This is a genomic window from Mesorhizobium sp. M0077 (assembly GCF_040322955.1).
GTDB lineage: Bacteria > Pseudomonadota > Alphaproteobacteria > Rhizobiales > Rhizobiaceae > Mesorhizobium.
The window spans coordinates 160570-183438 of record NZ_JAMYUL010000011.1 but is presented as its reverse complement, the minus strand read 5'-3'; the positions used below and the strand labels follow the sequence as shown (position 1 = coordinate 183438).

The following is a 22869-nucleotide window of genomic DNA, read 5'->3' as shown; positions in this document are numbered from 1 at the left end:
AACAACGGGGCATCGAGGTTGATTGGTCGTGCGGTGATGCAGAAAGGTCAGCACCGATTTATCTCGTTCTGATATCGAGAAGCCGGGATCAAAATCGGGGACATCATGGCAGAGGCAGCGCGAAAATTCGGCGTGGCGGAGCAGCAACCGCTTTATCGTGAAGCGCCGAACAACATCGAGGCCGAGCAGGCGCTGCTCGGCGCCATCCTCGTCAACAACGATGCCTTCTACCGCGTCTCCGACTTCCTCAAGGCCGGCCATTTCTACGAGCCGCTGCACCGGAAAATCTTCGAGGTCGCGGCCGAGCTCATCCGCATGGGCAAGGTGGCGACGCCGATCACGCTGAAAACCTTCCTGCCGGCTGACGAGAAGGTCGGCGACATGACGGTGGCGCAATATGTGGTTCGTCTGGCGGTCGAAGCCGTCACCGTCGTCAATGCCACCGATTATGGCCGCGCCATCTACGATCTGGCCACGCGCCGCGCGCTGATCACCGTCGGCGAGGACATGGTCAACATCGCCTATGACGCGCCGGTCGACATGGCGCCGTCCGAACAGATCGAGGATGCCGAGCGGCGGCTGTTCGAACTGGCCGAAACCGGCCGTTACGATGGCGGCTTCGAAAGCTTCACCGATGCGGTCAAGACCGCCGTCGACATGGCCAACGCCGCCTATATGCGCGACGGCCATTTGTCGGGCCTCGCCACCGGCATGCGCGATCTCGACCGCCGCATGGGTGGCCTGCAGGCGTCGGATCTGATCATCATTGCCGGCCGTCCGGGCATGGGCAAGACATCGCTCGCCACCAACATCGCCTTCAACATCGCCGAGATGTATGAGCCGGCGCAACAGGCCGACGGCTCGTTCAAGGCAGCCAACGGCGGCGTCGTCGGCTTCTTCTCACTGGAAATGTCGTCCGAGCAGCTCGCCACCCGCATCATTTCCGAACAGACGGAAATTTCGTCGTCAAAAATCCGCCGCGGCGAGATTTCAGAGATGGATTTCGAAAAGCTGGTCGCCTGCTCGCAGACCATGCAGAAGATCCCGCTGTTCATCGACCAGACCGGCGGTATCTCGATCGCGCAGCTGTCGGCGCGGGCGCGGCGGCTGAAGCGTCAGCGCGGCCTCGACCTCATCGTCATCGACTATATCCAGCTGATGCAGGGGTCGAGCGCGAAATCGTCGCAGAACCGGGTGCAGGAAATCACCGAGATCACCACCGGCCTCAAGGCGCTGGCCAAGGAACTCTCCGTTCCGATCATCGCGCTGTCGCAGCTGTCGCGTCAGGTCGAAAGCCGCGAAGACAAACGCCCGCAGCTGTCCGATCTTCGCGAATCCGGCTCGATCGAGCAGGACGCCGACGTGGTGATGTTCGTCTACCGCGAGGAATATTATCTGAAGAACCGCGAACCGAAGCCCGGCACCGACGAATACATCAAGTGGGAACACGAGATGAACGAGATGCGCGGCAAGGCCGAAGTCATCGTCGCCAAGCAGCGCCACGGCCCGACAGGTTCGGTGAGCCTCGCCTTCCATGGCGAGTTCACACGGTTTTCCGACCTCGCCGAAGAGCATCATATTGCGGAGAGGTTCGAGTAGTCTGTTGAGAAAGGCCTCATTCCTTCGCACCCCCCTCTGTCCTGCCGGACATCTCCCCCTCAAGGGGGGAGATTGGATGTCATGTCGGCTTTCGCCAATTATCAACGTGGCACGGTGGGCGCCGAGACCAAAGCTGCTGATCTCCCCCCTTGAGGGGGAGATGGCCGGCAGGCCAGAGGGGGGTGGTGCCCCACCAGCCTTTCTAGCAACGCTCGAAGCAGGCGGCGCCTGATGGCTAAATCGCGCGTCCAGTTCATCTGCCAGAATTGCGGGTCGGTGCATCAGCGCTGGGCCGGCAAATGCGATGCCTGCGGCGAGTGGAACACGCTGGTCGAGGAAGGCACCTCGGGCGGCATAGGCTCGGGACCGGCCAACACGCGCAATGCGCGCAAGGGCCGCGCCGTGGTGCTGACCAGCCTGTCCGGTGACATCGAGGACGCGCCGCGCATCATCTCGGGCATTGGCGAACTCGACCGCGCCACCGGCGGCGGCTTCGTGCGCGGCTCGGCGCTGCTGGTCGGCGGCGATCCCGGCATCGGCAAGTCGACGCTGCTTACCCAGGCCGCAGCAGCATTGGCGTCAAAAGGCCACCGCATCGTCTATGTCTCGGGCGAAGAGGCTGTCGCGCAGATCCGGCTGCGGGCGCAGCGGCTTGGCGTCGCCGACACGCCGGTCGAACTTGCCGCCGAGACCAATGTCGAGGATATCCTGGCAACAATAGCCGACGGCAGAAGGCCGGACCTCGTCATCCTCGATTCCATCCAGACGCTGTGGACCGACATGGCCGACTCGGCGCCCGGCACCGTCACCCAGGTGCGCGCCTCGGCGCAAGCGATGATCCGCTACGCCAAATCCACCGGTGCTGCCATCGTGCTGGTCGGCCATGTCACCAAGGAAGGCCAGATCGCCGGTCCGCGCGTCGTCGAGCACATGGTCGACGCCGTTCTCTATTTCGAAGGCGAAGGCGGCCATCACTACCGCATCCTGCGCACGGTGAAGAACCGTTTTGGGCCGACCGACGAGATCGGCGTCTTCGAGATGTCGGACAAGGGCTTGCGCGAGGTCGCCAATCCGTCGGAGCTGTTCCTCGGCGAACGCCACGCAAAATCGCCGGGTGCCGCGGTATTTGCCGGCATGGAAGGCACACGTCCGGTGCTGGTCGAGATCCAGGCGCTGGTGGCGCCGTCCACATTGGGCACGCCGCGCCGTGCCGTCGTCGGCTGGGACGGCGCACGGCTGTCGATGATCCTTGCCGTGCTCGAAGCCCATTGCGGCGTGCGCTTCGGCACCCACGATGTCTACCTCAACGTCGCCGGCGGCTACCGGATTTCCGAGCCGGCGGCCGATCTGGCGGTTGCCGCTGCACTGGTTTCGTCGCTCACCGGTCTTGCCCTTCCCGCCGATTGCGTCTATTTCGGCGAAATCAGCCTGTCGGGCGCAGTGAGGCCGGTTGCGCATGCGCAGCAGCGCCTTAAAGAGGCCGAAAAGCTGGGTTTTGGAAGTGCGGTTCTGCCCTTGGGCAGCGAGGAGGTTGTCGGGGGGATCGGGGCCGGCGCTTTCCAGCCGACCGAACTTGCCGATCTCGTCGCACGCATAGCCGGCTCACGGCGCAGCCGTGTCGACGTGGAAGATTGACGCGGCTCGCCCGAGCCGTGAAAAGACAATCTGAGTGGGGCGAAAGACATGCCGATTACGCTGCTGGACGGAATTCTCGTCGGCTTCACCCTGGTCTCGGCGATGCTCGCCATGGTTCGCGGCCTGTCACGCGAAATCCTGTCCGTCGTGTCCTGGGCGGCTGCCGCCGCGGCGGCATTCTTCTTCTACAAGCCGGTGCTGCCTTACGTTCAGCCCTATGTCGAAAGCGACAAGATCGCCATGGCGGCATCCGCCGGCATCGTCTTCCTCATCGCGCTGATCGTCGTTTCCGTCATCACCATGAAGCTTGCCGACTGGATCATCGATTCCAGGATCGGCGCGCTCGACCGTACGCTGGGCTTCCTCTATGGCGCCGCGCGCGGCGTCCTCGTAGTCGCCGTGGCGCTACTGTTCTTCAACTGGCTGGCCGGCGCCAAGGCCCCTGCCTGGATCGCCAACGCCAAGTCGAAGCCGCTGCTCGAGACCATCGGCGCCAAGCTGGAAAGCCTGCTGCCCGAAGATCCGGAAAACGCCATCCTGAAGAAGCTCAATCCGAATCAGCCGGCAGCCGAGACGCCTCCGGCGGCCGATGCACCGGCGGCGGATGCTCCGGCAACCGGTGACGATACGCCGGCGCCCGACGACGAGACCGACGCTCCGGCCGATAACGCACCCGCGCCCGCTGCTCCGGCTCCGGCCGCGCCGGCAAACTGATACGGACGGATGGTGCCGGACAGGCGCCATCCCGGCAGTTCCGGCCTGACTACGTTGCTTTCGCGGCGCTATCGCACTATATGGCCATTTTAGCGGAGCTTGAGCCCCATGGCAGTTTCGAAGGCAGACGCGGACGACGTGCTTTCCGCCGAAGCAGACGATCATTTCCACGACGAATGCGGGGTGTTCGGCATTTTCGGCCGGCAGGACGCTGCGGCCATCGTAACGCTAGGCCTGCATGCGCTGCAGCATCGCGGCCAGGAAGCGGCCGGCATCGTCTCCTATGACGGCACGCAGTTCCATGTCGAACGCCATGTCGGCCTGATCGGCGACACCTTCACCAAGCAGCACGTCATCGACAGCCTGCAAGGCAACCGTGCCATCGGCCACACGCGCTATGCCACGACCGGCGGCGCCGGCATGCGCAACATCCAGCCCTTCTTCGCCGAACTCGCCGATGGCGGCTTTGCCGTCGCCCATAACGGCAATCTCACCAACGCCATGACCGTGCAGCGCGCGCTGCAGAAGCAGGGCGCGATCTTCTCGTCGACCTCCGACACCGAGACGCTGCTGCATCTCGTTGCCACCAGTAAGGAACGCGATTTGAATTCGCGCTTCATCGACGCCGTGCGTCAGGTCGAAGGCGCTTTCTCGCTGGTCGCGATGACCTCCAAGAAGATGATCGGCTGCCGCGATCCGCTCGGCATCCGCCCGCTGGTGCTCGGCGACCTGGACGGCGCCTGGATCCTGGCCTCCGAAACCTGCGCGCTCGACATTATCGGCGCCCGCTTCGTGCGCGACCTGAAGCCCGGCGAAATGGTCGTGGTGACCTCGAAGGGCATCGAGAGCCTGTTCCCCTTCGAGCCGCAGAAGACCCGCTTCTGCATCTTCGAATATGTCTATTTCGCCCGCCCGGACTCCTCGGTCGAAGGCCGCAATGTCTACGAAGTGCGCAAGCGTATCGGCGCCGAATTGGCGCAGGAAAGCCCGGTCGAGGCCGATATCGTCGTGCCGGTGCCGGATTCCGGCACGCCGGCGGCAATCGGCTTCTCCCAGGCGGCAGGCATCCCCTTCGAACTCGGTATCATCCGCAACCACTATGTCGGCCGAACCTTCATCCAGCCCGGCGATTCGATCCGCCATATGGGCGTCAAGCTCAAGCACAACGCCAACCGCCGGATGATCGAGGGCAAGCGCGTGGTGTTGGTCGACGATTCGATCGTGCGCGGCACCACCAGCCAGAAAATCGTGCAGATGGTGCGCGACGCCGGCGCCAAGGAAGTGCATATGCGCATCGCCTCGCCGCCGACCAGCGCGTCGTGCTTCTACGGCGTCGACACGCCGGAGAAGTCGAAGCTTTTGGCATCGCGCATGTCGATCGAGGAAATGGCCGAGTTCATCCGTGTCGATTCGCTCGGCTTCCTCACCATTGACGGGCTCTACCGCGCCGTCGGCGAAGCCAGCCGCGACAATGAGCAGCCGCAATTCTGCGACGCCTGTTTCACCGGCCAGTACCCGACCCGCCTGCTCGACTTCGAAGGTCACGACAATGTGCGCACGCTGTCGCTGCTGGCGAACAACGGGGCGTAAAGCCCAACTGCTATCCTTGAAAGCGCTCGCATGACCCTCGACCTCTCCGGCCGCGTCGCGGTCGTTACCGGCGCCTCGCGCGGCATCGGCTACTTCATCGCCAAGGAACTTGCCGCCGCTGGGGCCCATGTCATTGCGGTAGCCCGGACCGTCGGCGGGCTGGAAGAACTCGACGACCAGATCAAGGCCGAGCGCGCGAAAACCGGCAAGGGCGAAGCGACGTTGGTGCCTCTCGACCTCTCAGACATGGCCGGCATCGACCGGCTGGGCGGCGCCATTCACGAGCGCTGGGGCAAGCTCGACATTCTGGTGGCCAATGCCGGTGTGCTCGGCGTCATCTCGCCGATCGGCCATGTCGAGGCCAAAACCTTCGAGAAGGTTATGACCATCAATGTCACCTCGACCTGGCGGCTGATCCGCTCGGTCGACCCGCTGCTCAGGCTGTCCGACGCCGGCCGCGCCATTCTCATGTCGTCCGGGGCCGCGCATTCGGCGCGCGCCTTCTGGGCGCCCTATGCGGCGTCGAAGGCGGCTGTGGAAGCCATGACGCGTTCCTGGGCGCATGAGACGCAGAGCCTGCCGCTCCGCATCAATGCGGTCGACCCCGGCGCCACCCGCACCGCCATGCGTGCGCAGGCCGCGCCCGGCGAGGATCCGGAAACGCTGCCGCACCCGTCAGAGGTGGCAAAACGCATCGTGCCGCTGGCGAGCCCCGAGATGAAAGAGACGGGGCTGATCTTCCAGGTCAAGAACAACCGCTTCGTCGCCTACCGGCAGCCGGAATAAACCGGGTTGTAGCGGGATTAAACAGGCCTCCAGTTACGTTTCTTCGAATGTAGGACATTCGAAACCGGAGGACCGACATGCGTAGACTTCTTCTCGTTGCCGCCGCCGCGATTGCCGCCACAGCCGGGGTGGCGCTGGCGCAAGACGCCAAGATGAGTTTCTTCGTCACCAGCGTCGGTTCCGGCAAGGGCGCCGATCTCGGCGGTCTCAAGGGTGCCGACGCGCATTGCGCCTCGCTGGCGGAAGCGGCTGGGGTTACCGGCAAGGAATGGCACGCCTATCTCTCGAGCGCCAATGTCGATGCGCGCGACCGTATCGGCAAGGGTCCCTGGGTCAACGCCAAGGGCGAGAAGATTGCCGATGACGTCGCCTCGCTGCACAGCAACGCCAACGCCATCAACAAGCAGACGGCACTGACCGAGAAGGGCCAAGTGGTCAATGGCCGCGGCGACAAGCCGAACCGGCACGACATATTGACCGGCTCGAAGCCTGACGGCACCAAGCTCGCCGACCAGACCTGCGGCGACTGGACCTTGAGCGGCGCGGAGGGCGCGGCGATGATGGGCCATCACGACCGCACCGGCCTTGATGAGTCGGCGGCGGCGAAATCCTGGAACTCCTCGCATGCCTCGCGCGGCGGCTGCAGCCAGGAGGCGCTGAAAGGCACCGGCGGCGACGGCCTGTTCTACTGCTTTGCGACGAACTGAGAGACGTCTGGGAGCGGTTCGTTCACGGGTCTGTGATGATCCGGCAGGTCCCTCCCCGCTCGCCCTGCTTTCGCCATCAGCCGGGAGTTGCTAGGGTCGACCCGACTCCGACACTCAGCAAAGCGAGGAATTCCCATGGCTGCTCCCAGCGTAGCATTGGTCTGGTACCTGGTGATCGCCGGCCCGCAAGGCGGCATGGTGGTGCTGCCCAGCACCTTCGACACCCGCGAACAGTGCACAAACGCGATTACCGAATATCAGAAGCAGCCGACGCCGGCCGGCTGGGCGGTCAACTGCGTGCCGAGCGCCTCGCCGTTTACCGATGAGGGTGATGCGGAAGAGCCGGCGGCGCAGTAGGGCAATCTCCCCCCTCGAGGGGGAGATGGCCGGCAGGCCAGAGGGGGTCGCCTCGCGTAGAGTGCCAACCTCCTTCCGCACAAAGGGCGTCGCGTCCAGTCGGCCCGACCCCCTCTGTCGCCTTCGGCGACATCTCCCCCTCAAGGGGGGAGATCAGGCGCGCGCACTCACCGTCAGCTCCGGCTTGCTGTTGATGGTCTGGAACACCACGCAATAGCGTTCGGTCAGCTTGATGAGCGAATCGATGCGCGCCTGCGGCTCATCCGTGTCGAGGTTGAAATTCAGCCGGATGGCGCGAAAGCCCACGGGGGCGTCCTTGGCCACGCCCAGCGTGCCGCGAAAGTCGAGATCGCCTTCGGCCTCGACGGTGGCTGCGCCAAGCCTGAATTCCAGCGCCGTCGCCACTGCCTTCAGCGTCACGCCGGCGCACGCCACCAGCGCCTCCAAAAGCATATCGCCCGAACACAATTCGAGCCCGGAACCGCCGGTCGCCGGATGCAGGCCGGCGACCGCCAGCGCCCTGCCCGTCTCGACCTTGCAGGCAATCGACTGGTCGTCGATGGAGCCTTTGGCGCGAAGCGTGATCAGCGCTCGCGAGGAATCGTCGCGATAAGCCTCCTTGATCGGTGCCTGCATGGCCTTGAGTGCGGTGGCGTCCATGTTGCATTCCTTTTCGAGTCCGTCGCGCTTTGATAGCACTGATATGCCGGCGAGACAGCGCCCCCCTCTGCCTGCCGGCCACCTCCCCACAGGGGGGAGATCTGCAGCTTCGCCGATGGCGCTTTCTACGCCGGCGATTAGCGAAGGCGGTCGCGACATCCAATCTCCATCCCTGTGGGGGATGTCCGGCAGGACAGAGGGGGCGTGAAGGAACGCTAGCTCGCGAAGAGTTACTTTGACTTCGACCGCCCGAGCCATACCTAAGCAGAGTCATTCCCGCGGAGGCATCATGCCGTTCAAGCTGAAACTGATCTCGCTTACCCTGTTGGTGCTTGCAGCCTTCGCGCAGCCAGTCGTCGCCGAAACGCCCGAGCGCCCCGCACCGGCAGGCGGCGTGCTGTCGCTGCTGCCGGCACCGCAGACGACCAGCCATTCAATCACCATTGCCGGGCGCAAGCTGGACTATCAGGCTAAGGCCGGCACGCTGTCACTGCTATCCGGCAAGGGCGAGGTCACCGCGGAAATCTTCTATGTCGCCTATACGCTGCCGCCACTGGCGGGCGCGGAGAAGGCTCGCCCCATCACCTTCGTCTTCAATGGCGGCCCGGGCGCGGCATCCGCCTATCTGCATCTCGGCGCACTCGGCCCGCGTGTCGTCGCGACCGGCGCCGATGGCCAATTCCTGCCGCCGCCGCAAAAGCTGATCGACAATCCCGACAGCTGGCTCGACATGACCGACCTCGTCTTCGTCGATCCGGTCGGCACCGGCTACAGCCGCGAGGCCCCCGGCCAGGACACAAAAGATTTTTGGGGGCGTCAGCCAGGACGCCAGTTCGATCGGCGCTTTCATCCGGCTCTATCTCGCCCAGAACGGCCGCACCGGATCGCCGCTCTTCCTTGCCGGCGAAAGCTATGGCGGGTTCCGCGCGGCACTTCTCGCCAGGACCCTGCAGGAAGATGTCGGCCTGAGCCCCAACGGCATCGTGCTGATCTCGCCTGCACTGGAGTTCACGCTGGTGCTGCCCGACGAATTCCAGCCACTGCATTGGGCGCTGGAACTGCCCTCGCTGGCGGCGGTGCGCCTGCGCAGCGAAGGCCTCAGCGGCGAGGCGCTGCGCGAAAAGCTCGCCGAGGTCGAACACTATGCTATGGGTGACTACCTCACCGCTCTGGCCGGCGGGCTGGAACAGGGTGGGCGGCTGGCCAGCCAGCGCGTGGCCGAGATCACCGGCCTGCCGCTCGACCTCGTGCAACGCAATTTCGCCCGCATCCCGACCGCCCTGTTCGCGCGCGAATTCCAGCGCCCCAGTGGCAAAGTGCTCAGCCCGTATGACGGCACCATCGCCACCAGCGACATCGCCCCGGAGAGCGCCCGCAGCGCCGGCCCGGATCCGGTGCTCGACCGCAGCGTGCCGGCGCTGACCTCGGCCTTTGTCGGTTATGCGCGCGACGAGCTGAATTTTCGCACCGATGTCAGCTACAGGTTGCTCAATGGCGATGTGACCCACGCCTGGGACTATGGCGGCTCGCGGCAAGGCTATGCCGGGGTGATGGACGATCTGCAGCGGGCGCGCTCGCTCAACCCGGGGCTCGGCGTGGTGATCGTCAACGGCGACACCGATCTGGTCACTCCCTATCTGGCCTCACGCTATCTGGTGAGCCAAATCCCGACGCTCGGCGGGGCAAAACCCATCCGTCTCGACGTCATCGAGGGCGGCCACATGATGTATCTCAGGCCGGGCGGCCGGCGCGCCCTGAAGGAGGCCGCTTCGGAGCTCTACCAGGCAACACAGTGAACGGCGTGCCCACGCTGTCGGCCAGGCTGCGCCAACGCAAGCTTGCCACTGGCGTAGCGCCCCGCAGGCTTTCGCCCGTGTAGCCTGCAATGGGAGCCTGATTGGGGCAGGCTTCTTCTTCGTCCTCTTGACAGCGCCGGACACGCCGCATGGCCGATATTGCCATTCTGGAAACCCGCGAAAGGGTGCTTGCCGGCATCCTGTTCACCGGCTGCGCCTATTTCCTGTTTTCGACGCAGGACGCCGCGATCAAGCTTCTGGTCGTCGGCATCAGCGTCTGGCAGATCATGTTCTTCCGCTCGATCGCTGTGCTTATCGGCTGTGCTGCAATCGGCGGACCGCCCATCTTTGCCGACACAATGCGCTCGCCCATCGTGCGGCCGATGCTGGTGCGCAGCGCCTTCACGCTCGGCGCCTGGCTCTGCTACTACAACGCGGCCCGCTCCCTGCAGCTGGCCGAACTCACCACCATCTATTACGCCGCCCCGATCATCGTCACCGTGCTGTCGGTGGTGATGCTTGGCGAAAAGGTGCCGCTGTTGCACTGGCTGGCGGTGTTCATCGGCTTCGTCGGCGTCTTCATCGCCTGTGATCCCACTCGTCTCGGCTTGTCCGTGCCGATGCTCTTGGTACTGGCTGCGGCAGTGCTGTGGGGCATTGCCGTGGTGCTGTTGCGCAAGACGGCGCTGGCCGAGCGCACGCTGATCCAGCTTGTGCTCAACAATTTCTACTTCCTGGTGTTTTCCACGGTGCCGGCGCTGTTGGTCTGGCAGATGCCGGACTGGCGCCAGTTGCTGCTTTTGATCAGCGTCGGCGCGCTCGGCGGCGTGGCGCAATTTATGCTGTTCGAAGGCATGAAGCGGGCGCCGGTGTCGATCGTGGCGCCGTTCGAATACACCTCATTGGTCTGGGCCTTCGGGCTCGGCTTTGCGATCTGGGGCGACGTGCCGCGTCGCGAGGTGTTTCTGGGGGCGGCGTTGATCGTCGGCGCCGGCCTGCTGATCATCGGCAACGAGCATTTCCGCAAGCGGCTATGAGTACCCCGTGCTGACAGCATGGTGGCAGGAGAAGACGGATAGGCTGCTGAGATGACGGAAGCGCTCGACGGCCCAGGCACCACAGATACCGCTGCCGATCGTACGCTCGGCATCATGCTGGTGGCGGCCTCGGCGGCTTTCTTCGCCCTGACCGGCGTGCTGACCAAATCGATCCACGCCGACCCGCTGACCATCACTTGCTGGCGCGGCTTTGTCGGCGCGATCCTGATCACCTTCTATGTGCTGTGGCGCCGGCGCCGCTCCGGCGGGCGGGAAAGCTTGCGGCTTGGCTGGCGCGGCTGGTTGCTGGCCCTCGAGGGCGCCGCGGCCAGCATCGCCTTCATCTCGGCGTTCAAATTCACCTATGTCGCCAATGTCGCGGTCATCTACGCCACCGCGCCCTTCATCACCGCGCTGCTCGCCTTCGTGCTGGTGCGCGAGCCGTTCCGGGCGCAGACGCTTGCCGCCGCCGCCGTTTCGCTGTGCGGCGTGGCGATGATGGTCGGCTCCGGCTTCGGCAGCGGTCATCTGTTTGGCGATGGGCTCGCGCTGCTGATGACCGCCGGCAGCGCGCTCTACATGATCATGGTGCGCGCCTTCCGCGACACGCCGGTGGTGTGGGCGGGCGCAGTCTCGGCGCTTCTGCTGTTCGTGCTCGGCTGGTTCGTCACCGACCCCCTGGCGATTTCTGCTCGCGACGCCGTGCTGCTCGTCGCCTTCGGAGGATCGTTCGCGGCGGCGTCGATCCTGTGGACGGAAGGCTCGCGGCTGATCCCTGCGCCCGAGTCCGGCCTTCTCGGTGCCGCCGAAGTGCCGTTTGCGATCCTGTTCGCCTTCCTGTTCCTCGGCGAGATCGCGCCGGCCGCCAGCCTGATCGGCGGCGCCATAGTACTGTGCGCGGTTTTCGCCCATGCGGGGCGCGACTGGCTGGCCGCGAGAAAAAGTGCGGCAACCCAATAATTATTTTCCAAGTCATGGAACCATCATGCGGATCAGGCAGTTTTATGTGCGACGGGTCACCCCCCAAGTCCCCCCAAACCCCTCGACCCGTCCTCCTCAAAGCCGACCGTAAAGGTCGGCTTTTTCTTTGGACATCAGCCGGCAAAGCCGGGCAAGGCGAGGTTGTCGCTGAGCAGGATGGCAAGATCGCGCGCCGGCCGCTCGGCGCCCTGGCCGAGTTTTATCGCGAATTGCGCTGTCGGCACCGGCGGCAGGGCGAATTCGCGCGGTGCTTCGGCAATGCCTGAATGGGCAAAGCGGGCGGTGCGCAAGGTCAGCGCGATGCCGGCATTGACCGCCGTGCGCAAGCCGGCAAGGCTGGCGCTGCCGGCGGCAATGCGGTAGCGGCGGCCGGCAGCATCGAGGGCCGCGAGTGCTGCTTCGCGAAAGCCGCAATAGGGGTCGAGCAGCGCCAGCGGCAATTCCTCTTCCCGCACGGCAAGCCCTTTTTGCGAGCACAGCCACAGCATCGGCTCACTGAACAGCCCGACTTCGTCATTGGCCGGCGTCTTGCGCATGACAACGGCCAGATCGAGCTGCCCGGCCTGCAGCGCCTCGCCAAGCTCGGCCGAACGGCCAACGCGGAGTTCGACCCTGACGCGCGGATGGCTGGTCGCGAAGGCGCGCAGCAGCTCCGGCAGGCCGCTATCGGCGAAATCCTGTGTCGTGCCGATGGCGACGCGACCAGCGGCACGCGCGCCCTTGAGCGCCAGCCAGGCCTCGCTGTGCACGGCAAGAATGCGGCGGGCATGACCGACAAGATCCTCGCCGGCCGGCGTCAGCCCGCGCCCGCGCCCCTGCGCCACCAGCAGCGGTTCGCCGACGATCTCCTCCAGACGCTGCATCTGCGCGGTCACCGCCGAGGGCGAGCGGCCGACAGCAGACGCAGCCTGAGCCAGCGAGCCGCCATCGACAAAGGCAAGGAAGGTTTTGAGCAGATCGGGATCGAGAGCTTGCATGCTTCGATAATACAGAACCTTTTGTTCGAAACAATTCGATTTTTTTGATTCAAAGATGATGGCATTGTCTCTCCAACGGCAAACAGACGCCGCTCAAACGAAGGAGAGAAAAATGCCCATCATCAACATCAGCGTCACCGGCAAGCCCGACGCCAAGCTGTCCGCCACAATCGCCAAGGAAATCACCGAGCTGACGGCAACCCATCTGCGCAAGGACCCGACGATTACCGCCGTCGCCGTCACCTATGTCGACCCGCAGCATTGGTTCGCCGGCGGCAAATCGCTGGCGGAGCATGGCGCCAACACCTTCTGGCTCGACATCAAGGTGGTCGACGGCACCAACACCAAGCTGGAACTGGAGGCTTATCTGAAGGCGATCTTTGAGGCCTTTGGTAAGTTGCTGGGTGGTGTGCACGAGGAAAGCTATGCCTTCGTGCATGAAGTCCCGGCCGCTGCTTACGGTTATGGCGGCAAGTCGCAGGAGTTCCGGTTCATCAGTGGGCGGCTGAAGGCCACGGCCTGATTGCTACCCAGCGGGAGGATGAAGCCTTGTATCAAGCACGAAATCCTCCCGGAGATGCAAGCTATAAAGGCCTGCCGCCCGATTGGGATCGAACACCAGGTTCCAGCTGTGCTGGGATACCGCGCTGGGGATCAGAAAGAACGGATGCTTTGCCAGCAGACCATCGCCGAACTGCTGCTGTCCCGCGCCTGGGATGCCGGGACGCAGCCAGTTCGCGTTCGGAATATCGTCGGTTTGGACCACATAAATCTCTGATGGATCGACGATGTCGAATGCCGTCAGCACGTGAGGGACAGCATCCAGCGTGCGAAACCCCTTGTGGACCGCCACCTCCAAGATGGCGGTCGACGGGTCGATGGACGCATATACGGCTCTGATCCCTTTGCTGTTCCACCTTCCCCCAAGCTTGAAGGCTCCTTCGCCACTGTCCCAGCTCGCCTTGAAGCGTCTATGATCAAGCCTCCAGCCCAAAACCTGCCCTGTTCCGAGGGAGCCCGGCAAAGGCGTCACGCGTAGACACCATAGTCGAGCCGCTCAAGAAACTCCTGCACAAGCGCAGTGCCCGCCGCCGTGGCCAGCAGATCGATCGGCCGGCGATTGTCCAAACCCATGGCAGGCTCGATCATCCATTTTTCCGCTTCTTCCTGAGTCCCGAGCACGGACGTGGCCTTTGTCAGGAGCTTGGCGAAGTTCCAGGTTCTGGAACCTTGCTCCCGACTGAGGGTCTTGGAGTGATCCGCTTTGCGCCGCTGAAATGTCCGCTCGCTCATGCCGAACGCGGTCTCAAACGCATCGGCGGGATCAATGACCATCAGATGCCTGACGAGGCTTTCGAGCGCCTGGCCCGGAATTCCATGCAGGATCATTTCATGTGCCTCAAGAGGACTGGCTACCGAGAATCCAAGAACCTTCCGTCCACCAAACAGGTCGACCATCCGTTCGAACTCCGGCTCCATATGCGGTGCCTCGGCAAAACCCACCGGGGAACTGGCCATATTACCTCTCCGTCACGTGTCGCTTTATTTACGACACGTGTCGCAATATTTCAAGGTCTGCGTTTGGATCATTGCCTGGTGAGGTCAGGTGGAACACCGCTCCCTCGCACCCGCGCATTGACCTTGCCCCCCATTGCGCTACCCTCTGCTCTCCAAGCGGACGAAGAGCCGCATACCGGACCGTTGGGAGAGACGCGGCATGATCCTGGCACTGGCGCTGCTTGCAGGCCTCGTGGTGGCCTGGCTGCTGATTGGCGCGATCGAGACCTTTCGCCTGGACCTGCGCTTCACCCAGGCGCTGCTCTATGTGCCGTTCAAGCTTACCTACCGGATGGAGGACCGGCGCATCCGCATTGCCCGCAACGCGCCGACGCCGGTGATCTATGTGGTCTCGCACCAGTCGCGCTTCGAGCCGGCGCTGATGCTGTCGCTGCTGCCCGACGACACGCTGCACATTCTCGACGAGGCCTCGGCGCGCTCGCCCTGGATGGAGCCTTGGCGCGAGCTTGGCCGCACCATCGCCTTCAACGCCGAGCATCTCTTCGTCAGCCGGCGGCTGGTCAGGGTGCTGAAGGGTAAAGGCCGGCTTGCAGTCTATCTGCCCGATGACGTCGAGCCCGATGTGAAGACGTTTCGCCTGTTCCGCGCCGTCACCCGCATCGCCATGCAGGCCGACGCCCGCATCGTGCCGATCTTCGTCACCGGCGCGCGCGACCTGCCGGTTTCCTTGACGCCAAAGAACCGGGCGCCGCGCCACTGGTTCCCAAAACTCTCGATCAGCGTGCTGGAACCAATGACGATTGCCGAACTGGTGGCGCGCAACCCCGACCAGGCTTCCAACACAAATGCGTTGTTCGACCGCATCGCCGAGGCGCGGCTTTATGGCAGCAACCTCGATCGCGGCCTGTTCCTGGCCATGCGCGATGCCGCGGATCGCACCGGCGCCTCGCACCCGATCATCGAGGATGTGATCAGCGGCTCGCTCAGCTATCGAAAAATGTTCATCGGCGCGCGCGTGCTCGGCCGCCGTTTCGAGGCGGTGGCGGCGCCCGGCGAAGCGGTCGGGGTTTTGCTGCCCAACGCCAATGGCGTGGTGCTGTCCTTCGTCGGCCTGCTCTCGGCCGGCCGGGTAGCGGCGATGATCAACTACACGGCAGGGCCGGCCAGCGTAACCGCCGCGGTGCGCACGGCAGTCATCCGAACAGTGGTTTCCTCGCGCGCGTTCGTCGAGAAGGCGGCGCTTGCCGACATCATCGCCGCGGTCGAGGCCGGCGGCGCCAAGATGCTGTGGCTGGAGGATGTGCGCGCAAGCGTCACCACACTGGAAAGGCTCGCAGCAGCGGTGCTCTGGCGGTTCCCGCTGCAGCGGCAGGCTGCGGCCAAGCCCGCCGCAATCCTGTTCACCTCAGGCTCGGAAGGCACGCCCAAGGCCGTGGTGCTGTCGCATCGCAATCTCCACGCCAACGCCATGCAGGCTGAGGCGCGCATTACCATTTCGCCCTCCGACATCCTGCTCAACGTACTGCCGGTTTTTCACTCTTTCGGCCTGACCGGCGGCACCATCCTGCCGCTGGTGACCGGGGTGAAACTGTTCCTCTACCCGTCACCGCTGCACTACAAGATCATCCCGGAGATCGCCCGCAAGGTGAAGCCGACCATCATGTTCGGCACCGACACTTTCCTTGCCAACTATGCCCGCACGGCCAAGGATGGCGATTTCTCCAGCCTGCGCTTCGTCGTCGCCGGCGCGGAAGCGGTGAAGCCGGAGACGCGGCGCGTTTATCGTGAGCGCTTCGATGCCTCGATCATCGAGGGGTTCGGGCTGACGGAGGCCGCTCCGGTCGTCGCCGTCAACACCGCCATCCATGGTCGCGACGGCACGGTCGGACGGTTGTTGCCGGCGATGCGCATGAAGCTCGAACCGGTCCAGGGTATCGAGGGTGCCGGCCGCCTGTGGCTCGACGGGCCGAATTTGATGATGGGCTACATGACCGCTGACCGGCCCGGCGAATTGCAGCCGCTGGACGGCTGGCACGACACCGGCGACATCGTCTCGGTCGACCGCGAAGGCTTCATCACCATTCGCGGCCGGGCAAAACGCTTCGCCAAGATCGCTGGCGAGATGGTGTCGTTGGGCGCCGTCGAGATGCTGGTGCAGTCGCTGTGGCCGGAAGAGCGCCACGCCGCGGTGGCGGTGCCGGACAAGAGGCGCGGCGAGCGCATCGTGCTGGTCACCACCGCCGACGACGCCGATCCGGAAGAACTGCGCGCCTTCGGCAAGAAGGCAGGTGCGGCCGAACTGATGGTGCCCAACGACATCGTCAAGGTCGGGGAGATCCCGGTGCTGGGTTCCGGCAAGACGGATTATGTCTCGACGCGGAACCTGGCGATCGAGAAGCTGGGGCTGGGCCTGGCGGCTTAGCGTATCTCCCTCCTTGAGGGGGAGATGGCCGGCAGGCCAGAGGGGGTCGCCTCGCGTGAAGCGCCGACGTCCTCTTCGCTCAAACGAGGTCGCGTCCGGGGCGTACCGACCCCCTCTGTCGCCTTCGGCGACATCTCCCCCTCAAGGGGGGAGATGACAACTACCCAATATCCGACGGCGGCACTTTTTCGCCCTCGCGCTTGGCGCGCTTCGAATACGCCCGCACGCTGAAAGGCAGGAAGATGAGATAGCCTGCGACAGAGGCGGTCAGCGTGTACCAGGGATAGGTCATCAACAGCAGGACGTAGAGAACGACCGCCAGGATGATCGGCAGCACCTTGTCGCCCGGCACTTTCAGGCTTTTGCCGGAATAGACCGGCAGCCGGCTGACCAGCAGGAAAGCGACCAGCACAGTGAAGCCGGTGGCGACGAATGCCGTCAGGCGGTCCGGCTCGAGACCGAGCCGGAGGAAGGACAGATAGAGCGGCAGCATAACCAGCACGGCGCCGGCCGGCGCCGGCACGCCGACGAAGTATTCGCTCTGCCAGATCGGCCGGTCATGGTCTTCGTCGAGCACGTTGAAGCGCGCCAGCCGCAGGCCACAGGCGATGGTGAACAGAAGAGCTGCGATCCAGCCGAAGGAGCCGGCGCGGTCGAGCAGGAAGGCGTAGAGCACCAGTGCCGGCGCGACGCCGAAATTGACGATGTCGGCCAGCGAATCCATCTGCGCGCCGAATTTGGATGTCGCCTTCAACATGCGCGCCAGGCGCCCGTCTATGCCGTCCAGGAAGGCGGCGAGCAGCACCATCACCACGGCCGGCTCGAAACGGCCCTCGAAGCCGAAGCGGATGCCGGACAGGCCGGCGCAGATGGCAAGTACGGTGACCAGATTGGGCAGCACCATGCGCATCGGAATCTCGCGGATGCGCGGGCCGCCGCTGCCATGGGCCTCGAACTTTTTGAACGGCGCGCCCACCGCTTACGAAATCCTGACGAGCGGGGTTGCGGAGACGCCGCCGAATTCGGCGAGCACGGTTTCACCGCCGACCGCCGTCTGGCCGACGGCGACGCGCGGCACCGCGGTCGACGGCAGGAAGACATCGACGCGCGAGCCGAAGCGGATCAAGCCGAAGCGTTCGCCGATGGCGATCGAACCGCCGGTCTCGGCCCAGCAGACGATGCGGCGTGCCACCAGGCCGGCGATCTGCACGGCGACAACGATGCCGTTGGGACTGTCGATGACCAGCCCGTTGCGCTCGTTCTCCGAGCTTGCCTTGTCGAGTTCGGCATTCAGGAACTTGCCCGGCCGGTGCTCGATTTTGGTGATGCGGCCGCGCACCGGAGCGCGGTTCACATGGCAGGAAAAGACGTTCATGAACACCGAGATGCGGGTCATCTCGGTGTTGCCGAGGCCAAGCTCGCGCGGCGGCACGGCCGGGCCGACCGCCGAGATGACGCCGTCGGCGGGACTGACCACCAGCCTGTCATCGACCGGGGTGACACGCTCGGGGTCACGGAAGAAATAGACGCACCAGGCGGTCAGGATCAGGCCGATCCAGAACAGCACCGAGGAGAAATAGCCGAGGAACAGCGTGCCCGCACCAAAGGCGGCAATGAACGGATAGCCCTCGCGATGGATCGGAACGAAGGCATTCTTGATCGAATCGACAAGGCTCATCGGATGGGGCTCATGGGATGGGGCGGTCCCTGTTTCAGGTCCGGCCTCAATACCGGAAAGGCTCCGCTGCCGCAACGCAACATTGGGCAAGGCCGCATCGTCCGCAGCCGGCAGGAACGGTGACGTGCTTGCCTGTCGGCTGCTTTGCCGCCAGAATTCGGGCCAACGCCGGCTGAACGCGCGGCGAAAAGGCCGACTGCCATGGCGCCAAATTCAGGCAAAACGTATCTTGTTGCCATACGATCGTCAGCCGTGGGTGCCGTTTTGACCGTACTTGTGGCAGCGAGCGACCACGCAGTTGCGCAAGGCAAGCCATCCTTCGACTGCGCCAAGGCCGCCAGCGTGGCGGAAAAGGCCATTTGCGCCGATCCGGTCCTGGCGCAAGCCGATGCCGACCTCGCGAAGAATTATGCCGCGCTGCTGAAGAGGCTCGATGCTCATGCCGGCAAGGCGCTGCGGGACGACCAAAGCGATTTCATCGCCTATCGCGATCAGATCGCCGGTTTCAACGAGAACACGCCCAAGGACCAGCAGACTTTCGATCTCGGCGAATTCCTGCGCGACCGCGCAACCTTCCTGTCCGGCATACGCAAGCCCCCCGATGCAGGTTTGATCGGCACATGGAGCAGCGTGCGCGGCAGCGTCGACATCAAGGCTGTTGGCGGAGGCAAGGTCGAAATCTCGGAAGATGTCGTTTCCAATCCAGTCTCGGGAAGTGGGTCATGCGAGATCGACGGCACGGTCGAGGAGCGCAACACTCTGCGGCTGGTCGACCGTGCCGTCGACAACGACAACCCAACCGGTTTTGTCTTTACCTTCCGACGCGACGGCGATGCGCTTGTCGTCGAGCAGAGCGGCGCCGGCAAGGATGGCAGATCGGAGCCCCTGTCATGCGGTGCCAACGGCCATGCCGATGGCACGTTCTTCCTGACGGAGAAAAAGTAGGCTTGCTGTCGGCAAAACCACCCCTCACCCGTCCTTGGTGAGACGGCGATCATGGTTCCTTGCCATGATTGCGCACCCAACAAGGAGTTACCCCAAAATGCTGAACCAGACGCGTCTCGTTGCCGCCGGCCTCGCGTTCGGGGAGTCGCCGCGCTGGCATGACGGACGGCTGTGGCTCTGCAATTGGGGCACCGGCGAGATCGTCGCCGTCGATGCAGACGGCGACAGCGAGATCCTGCTCAAGATACCAGCCACCCTGCCCTATTCCATCGACTGGCTGCCGGATGGCCGATTGCTGATCGTCTCGGGTCGGGATGGCTTGTTGCTGCGACAGGAGGCGGATGGCACGCTCGCCACCCATGCCGATTTGAGAGAACTGTCAAACAGCCCGTGGAACGAGATCGTCGTCGACGGGCGCGGCAACATCTATGTCAATGGCGGCGGGTCGGCGCCTGCACCGGGCGAGCATTTCGGGCCCGGCACCATCGTGCTGATCACGCCGGACGGCTCGGTTCGACAAGTGGCCGAGAACATCGCTTTCGCCAACGGCATGGCGGTGACGCCGGACAACAGGACACTGATCGTGGCGGAGTCGCATGCCAACCGGCTGACCGCCTTCGATATCGCGGAGGATGGCGGGCTTTCCAACCGCCGGGTCTGGGCCGATCTCGATGGCTTTCCCGACGGCATCTGCCTCGATGCCGAAGGGGCTGCCTGGTACGCGGATGTTCCCAACAAGCGCTGCGTGCGGGTGCGCGAAGGTGGCGAGGTGTTGCAGACAGTCGATGCCGATCGCGGCTGCTTTGCCTGCATGCTGGGCGGGCCGGATGGCACGACACTGTTCATCGTCGCCGCCGAATGGCGTGGTTTCGAGAACATGATCAGCGATGCCCGCACTGGCCAGGTGCTGAGCGTCGAAGCGCCCGCACATGGCGTCGGCTGGCCGTCTTACATCTCGGGTAGACGCTGATAGTTGGCGATATCGGCCTTCACACCCAGCCGGGCAATGGTCTCCTGCGGGTTGAAGCCCGCCCGCTCATGGGCTGCCTTGACGATCGGCACGACATTGTCGACGGCCGCCTGGTTTTCCCATTCGACAATGGTGACCAGGTTGAACTCGCCCGGGCCCGAAAATTGCTCGAGCACGAAATCCTAGACGAAGCCTTGCTGCAGACGCAGCAATTCATGAGTCGCCCTGACCTTGCGAAGGATTTCTTCACGGGCCTCGGCAGGAACGACGAATTTGTCGACCCTGAACACGGCTGCCTCGGCAAGTTTATCCATTTGAATCTGTCTCCGTTCTTGAACGACTTGGGTTCGGTGGCTCAGGAACGGGTTTGCGATCTCAACTTAGGTTGAGGTCAAGGGGAAACTTTCGGTGGTGATGATGGCGACGACGCTGCATATCTCCCCCCTTGAGGGGGAGATGGCCGGCAGGCCAGAGGGGGTCGGTTCGACTGGATGCGCCCGCCTTGCGACCGATGAAGGTTAGCGCTCCACGCGCGGCGACCCCCTCTGTCGCCTTCGGCGACATCTCCCCCTCAAGGGGGGAGATCGGCGCTCCGCCGCCTAGCTCACCTCCGAAGTCCGCCTGCGCACAACCACACCCAGCTCATCGCTCTCGCGTGCAACTCGAAGCCTCTCTTCGGCTTCTGTCGCTTCGCGCTGGCGGTCCCACATCGACGCGTAGAGGCCATGCTTTTGCATCAGCTCGGCATGGGTGCCGCGTTCGGCGATCTCGCCGTCCTTGAGTACGATGATCTCGTCGGCGGTGATCACCGTCGACAGGCGGTGGGCAATGACGATGGTGGTGCGGCCCTTGCTGACTAGGTCGAGGGCGGCTTGGATCTCCTGTTCGGTGTGGCTGTCCAGCGCCGAGGTCGCCTCGTCGAGCATCAGGATCGGCGGCGCCTTCAAAATCGTGCGGGCAATCGCCACGCGCTGCTTTTCGCCGCCCGACAGTTTTAGCCCGCGCTCACCGACCATCGAGCGATAACCTTCCGGCAGCCGTTCGATAAACGGGCCGATCTGGGCAAGCTCGGCGGCTTTCTGCATATCCTCTTCGCTGGCACCGATGCGACCGTAACGGATGTTGTAGGCGATGGTGTCGTTGAACAGCACGGTGTCCTGCGGCACCATGCCGATGGCGCCGCGCAGGCTCGCCTGCGTCACATCACGGACATCTTGGCCGTCGATCAGCACCTGACCGCCCTGGACGTCGTAGAAGCGGAACAAGAGCCGCGAAATCGTCGACTTGCCGGCGCCGGACGGGCCCACGATGGCCACCGTCTTGCCGGCCGGAACCTCAAAGGAGACGCCCTTCAGAATCTTGCGGCTGGGGTCGTAGGCGAAGTGCACGTCGCGGAACTCGACCTTGCCGGCTGTAACAGCGAGCGGCTTGGCATCCGGCTTGTCGGTGATTTCCTGCGGCACATCGAGCAGGTCGAACATCTGCTCGATGTCGGTCAGCCCCTGGCGGATTTCGCGGTAGATGAAGCCGATGAAATTGAGCGGCACCGAAAGCTGCATCAGCATGGCGTTGATGAAGACGAAGTCGCCGACCGTCTGCGTGCCGGCCTGCACCTCCAGCGCCGACATGCACATGACGATGACGGTGCCGAGACCGAAGATGATGCCCTGGCCGAAATTCAGCCAACCGAGCGAGGTCCATATCCTGGTCGCCGCCATTTCATAGCGCGCCATCGAACGGTCGAAGCGCTCAGCCTCCATACCCTCGTTGTTGAAGTATTTGACGGTCTCGTAGTTGAGCAGCGAGTCGATCGCCTTGGTGTTGGCGTCGGTGTCGCTGTCGTTCATGTCGCGGCGGATCGAGATGCGCCAGTCGCTGGCGCGCACCGTGAACCAGACGTAGAGCCACACCGTGGCCGCCACCACGACCACATATTTCCAGCCATAGGTGTAGGCGAAGATGCCGGTGGTCAGCGCGAATTCGAGGATGGTCGGCGCCGTGTTCAGCATGATGAAGCGCACGATCGTCTCGATGCCCTTGGTGCCGCGCTCGATGATGCGCGACAGGCCGCCGGTGCGGCGCTCGAGGTGAAAGCGCAGCGACAGCTGGTGCATGTGAACGAAGGTGCGGAACGCAAGCTGGCGCACCGCATACTGGCCAACGCGGGCAAACAGCGCATCGCGCAGCTGGTTGAAGCCGAGTTGCACCAGCCGCACGACATTGTAGGCGACGACCAGCATCACCGGCGCCAGCAGGAAGGACGGCAGCGGCGCCGGCGATTTGGCGTCACCGGCCAGAGAATCGGTCGCCCATTTGAAGAAGTACGGCCCGGCAACCAGTGTCAGCTTGGCAACGACCAGAAGCAGCGTTGCCCAGGTGACGCGTGCCCTGAGATCGGCGCGGTCGGCCGGCCACATATAGGGCCACAGATTGCGCAAGGTGCCGAAGGTCGAGCTATCGGAAACGGTTTTTTCTGCCACTTGTCTTGCCTTTTGGG

At 64.1% G+C, this 22869-nt stretch carries 21 protein-coding genes and 2 pseudogenes; 15 read left to right on the top strand and 8 right to left on the bottom strand.

Translation table 11 applies throughout. The annotated features are described in order from the left end of the window. The first annotated feature begins 105 nt into the window (after window positions 1-105). From NKJ57_RS21455 to NKJ57_RS21425, 7 genes are all read left to right on the top strand, one after another. The gene (locus tag NKJ57_RS21455) at window positions 106-1599 is read left to right on the top strand and encodes a replicative DNA helicase (RefSeq protein ID WP_023672717.1); all 1494 of its coding nucleotides are present in this window, start codon (window positions 106-108) and stop codon (window positions 1597-1599) included. Between the two features lie 231 nt (window positions 1600-1830). Next, on the top strand, window positions 1831-3234 hold the full coding sequence (radA, locus tag NKJ57_RS21450; RefSeq protein ID WP_023672716.1) for a DNA repair protein RadA: 1404 nt from the start codon (window positions 1831-1833) through the stop codon (window positions 3232-3234). 48 nt (window positions 3235-3282) lie between these two features. Then, complete coding sequence (locus NKJ57_RS21445; RefSeq protein WP_023672715.1) at window positions 3283-3948, top strand: CvpA family protein; 666 nt, start codon at window positions 3283-3285, stop codon at window positions 3946-3948. Window positions 3949-4056: 108 nt separating this feature from the next. Continuing rightward, entirely contained in the window at window positions 4057-5538 is a 1482-nt protein-coding gene (gene purF / locus NKJ57_RS21440; RefSeq protein WP_023672714.1) for an amidophosphoribosyltransferase, read from the top strand. Between the two features lie 30 nt (window positions 5539-5568). Next, window positions 5569-6324 (top strand): SDR family NAD(P)-dependent oxidoreductase, encoded by a 756-nt coding sequence (locus NKJ57_RS21435; RefSeq protein WP_023672713.1) that lies wholly within the window; start codon window positions 5569-5571, stop codon window positions 6322-6324. Between the two features lie 77 nt (window positions 6325-6401). Then, window positions 6402-7031 (top strand): hypothetical protein, encoded by a 630-nt coding sequence (locus NKJ57_RS21430; RefSeq protein ID WP_023752520.1) that lies wholly within the window; start codon window positions 6402-6404, stop codon window positions 7029-7031. Window positions 7032-7166: 135 nt separating this feature from the next. Next, on the top strand, window positions 7167-7388 hold the full coding sequence (locus tag NKJ57_RS21425) for a hypothetical protein (RefSeq protein WP_023689120.1): 222 nt from the start codon (window positions 7167-7169) through the stop codon (window positions 7386-7388). 153 nt (window positions 7389-7541) lie between these two features. Here NKJ57_RS21425 and NKJ57_RS21420 read toward each other — a convergent pair whose 3' ends face one another. Next, window positions 7542-8048, bottom strand: a complete 507-nt coding sequence (locus tag NKJ57_RS21420; RefSeq protein WP_023672710.1) for an OsmC family protein — start codon at window positions 8046-8048, stop codon at window positions 7542-7544. Between the two features lie 289 nt (window positions 8049-8337). Here NKJ57_RS21420 and NKJ57_RS21415 point away from each other — a divergent pair. The 4 genes and pseudogenes from NKJ57_RS21415 to NKJ57_RS21400 all read left to right on the top strand — a co-directional run. After that, window positions 8338-8784, top strand: a pseudogene (locus NKJ57_RS21415) (S10 family peptidase); the annotation flags it as partial. 247 nt (window positions 8785-9031) lie between these two features. Beyond that, window positions 9032-9844, top strand: coding sequence for a hypothetical protein (locus NKJ57_RS21410; protein WP_352512415.1), 813 nt, complete (start codon window positions 9032-9034; stop codon window positions 9842-9844). A gap of 149 nt (window positions 9845-9993) precedes the next feature. Then, complete coding sequence (locus tag NKJ57_RS21405) at window positions 9994-10881, top strand: DMT family transporter (protein ID WP_352512283.1); 888 nt, start codon at window positions 9994-9996, stop codon at window positions 10879-10881. Between the two features lie 51 nt (window positions 10882-10932). Further along, window positions 10933-11841, top strand: a complete 909-nt coding sequence (locus NKJ57_RS21400) for a DMT family transporter (protein WP_023727358.1) — start codon at window positions 10933-10935, stop codon at window positions 11839-11841. Window positions 11842-11975: 134 nt separating this feature from the next. Here the strand turns inward: NKJ57_RS21400 and NKJ57_RS21395 are convergent, their stop codons facing one another. Further along, the gene (locus NKJ57_RS21395; protein ID WP_023693978.1) at window positions 11976-12839 is read right to left on the bottom strand and encodes a LysR substrate-binding domain-containing protein; all 864 of its coding nucleotides are present in this window, start codon (window positions 12837-12839) and stop codon (window positions 11976-11978) included. Window positions 12840-12951: 112 nt separating this feature from the next. Here NKJ57_RS21395 and NKJ57_RS21390 point away from each other — a divergent pair, with 112 nt between their 5' ends. Continuing rightward, the gene (locus tag NKJ57_RS21390) at window positions 12952-13362 is read left to right on the top strand and encodes a tautomerase family protein (RefSeq protein WP_023672705.1); all 411 of its coding nucleotides are present in this window, start codon (window positions 12952-12954) and stop codon (window positions 13360-13362) included. A gap of 3 nt (window positions 13363-13365) precedes the next feature. On the opposite strand, the gene NKJ57_RS21385 is transcribed toward NKJ57_RS21390, so the two are convergent. Together NKJ57_RS21385 and NKJ57_RS21380 are read right to left on the bottom strand one after the other, a co-directional pair. Beyond that, on the bottom strand, window positions 13366-13872 hold the full coding sequence (locus tag NKJ57_RS21385; RefSeq protein ID WP_023747923.1) for an RES family NAD+ phosphorylase: 507 nt from the start codon (window positions 13870-13872) through the stop codon (window positions 13366-13368). Then, window positions 13869-14357 carry an Xre family toxin-antitoxin system antitoxin gene (locus tag NKJ57_RS21380; RefSeq protein ID WP_023747924.1) on the bottom strand — a complete coding sequence of 163 codons (489 nt, stop codon included), beginning with the start codon at window positions 14355-14357 and terminating at the stop codon, window positions 13869-13871. Before NKJ57_RS21380 ends, NKJ57_RS21385 begins: the two co-directional genes overlap by 4 nt. Before the next feature lie 199 nt (window positions 14358-14556). On the opposite strand from NKJ57_RS21380, the gene NKJ57_RS21375 reads away from it, so the two are divergent. Next, a complete protein-coding gene (locus tag NKJ57_RS21375) occupies window positions 14557-16779 on the top strand; it encodes an AMP-binding protein (protein ID WP_352512286.1) in 2223 nt (740 codons plus the stop codon). Between the two features lie 160 nt (window positions 16780-16939). On the opposite strand, the gene pssA is transcribed toward NKJ57_RS21375, so the two are convergent. Together pssA and NKJ57_RS21365 are read right to left on the bottom strand one after the other, a co-directional pair. Beyond that, window positions 16940-17755: a CDP-diacylglycerol--serine O-phosphatidyltransferase gene (pssA, locus tag NKJ57_RS21370; protein ID WP_023672701.1), complete on the bottom strand. Its 816-nt coding sequence runs from the start codon at window positions 17753-17755 to the stop codon at window positions 16940-16942. A 3-nt stretch (window positions 17756-17758) separates the two neighbouring features. Further along, window positions 17759-18508, bottom strand: coding sequence for a phosphatidylserine decarboxylase (locus NKJ57_RS21365; RefSeq protein ID WP_352512403.1), 750 nt, complete (start codon window positions 18506-18508; stop codon window positions 17759-17761). A gap of 213 nt (window positions 18509-18721) precedes the next feature. On the opposite strand from NKJ57_RS21365, the gene NKJ57_RS21360 reads away from it, so the two are divergent. Both NKJ57_RS21360 and NKJ57_RS21355 read left to right on the top strand, forming a co-directional pair. Then, a complete protein-coding gene (locus NKJ57_RS21360; RefSeq protein ID WP_352512288.1) occupies window positions 18722-19402 on the top strand; it encodes a lysozyme inhibitor LprI family protein in 681 nt (226 codons plus the stop codon). Window positions 19403-19499: 97 nt separating this feature from the next. After that, entirely contained in the window at window positions 19500-20372 is an 873-nt protein-coding gene (locus tag NKJ57_RS21355; protein ID WP_352512290.1) for an SMP-30/gluconolactonase/LRE family protein, read from the top strand. Here NKJ57_RS21355 and NKJ57_RS21350 read toward each other — a convergent pair. Then, window positions 20351-20686 (bottom strand): annotated as a pseudogene (locus NKJ57_RS21350) (antibiotic biosynthesis monooxygenase family protein). The gene NKJ57_RS21355 and the pseudogene NKJ57_RS21350 sit on opposite strands and share 22 nt — an antisense overlap. Window positions 20687-20971: 285 nt before the next feature. Next, complete coding sequence (locus NKJ57_RS21345) at window positions 20972-22852, bottom strand: ABCB family ABC transporter ATP-binding protein/permease (RefSeq protein ID WP_352512292.1); 1881 nt, start codon at window positions 22850-22852, stop codon at window positions 20972-20974. Window positions 22853-22869: the final 17 nt, after the last annotated feature.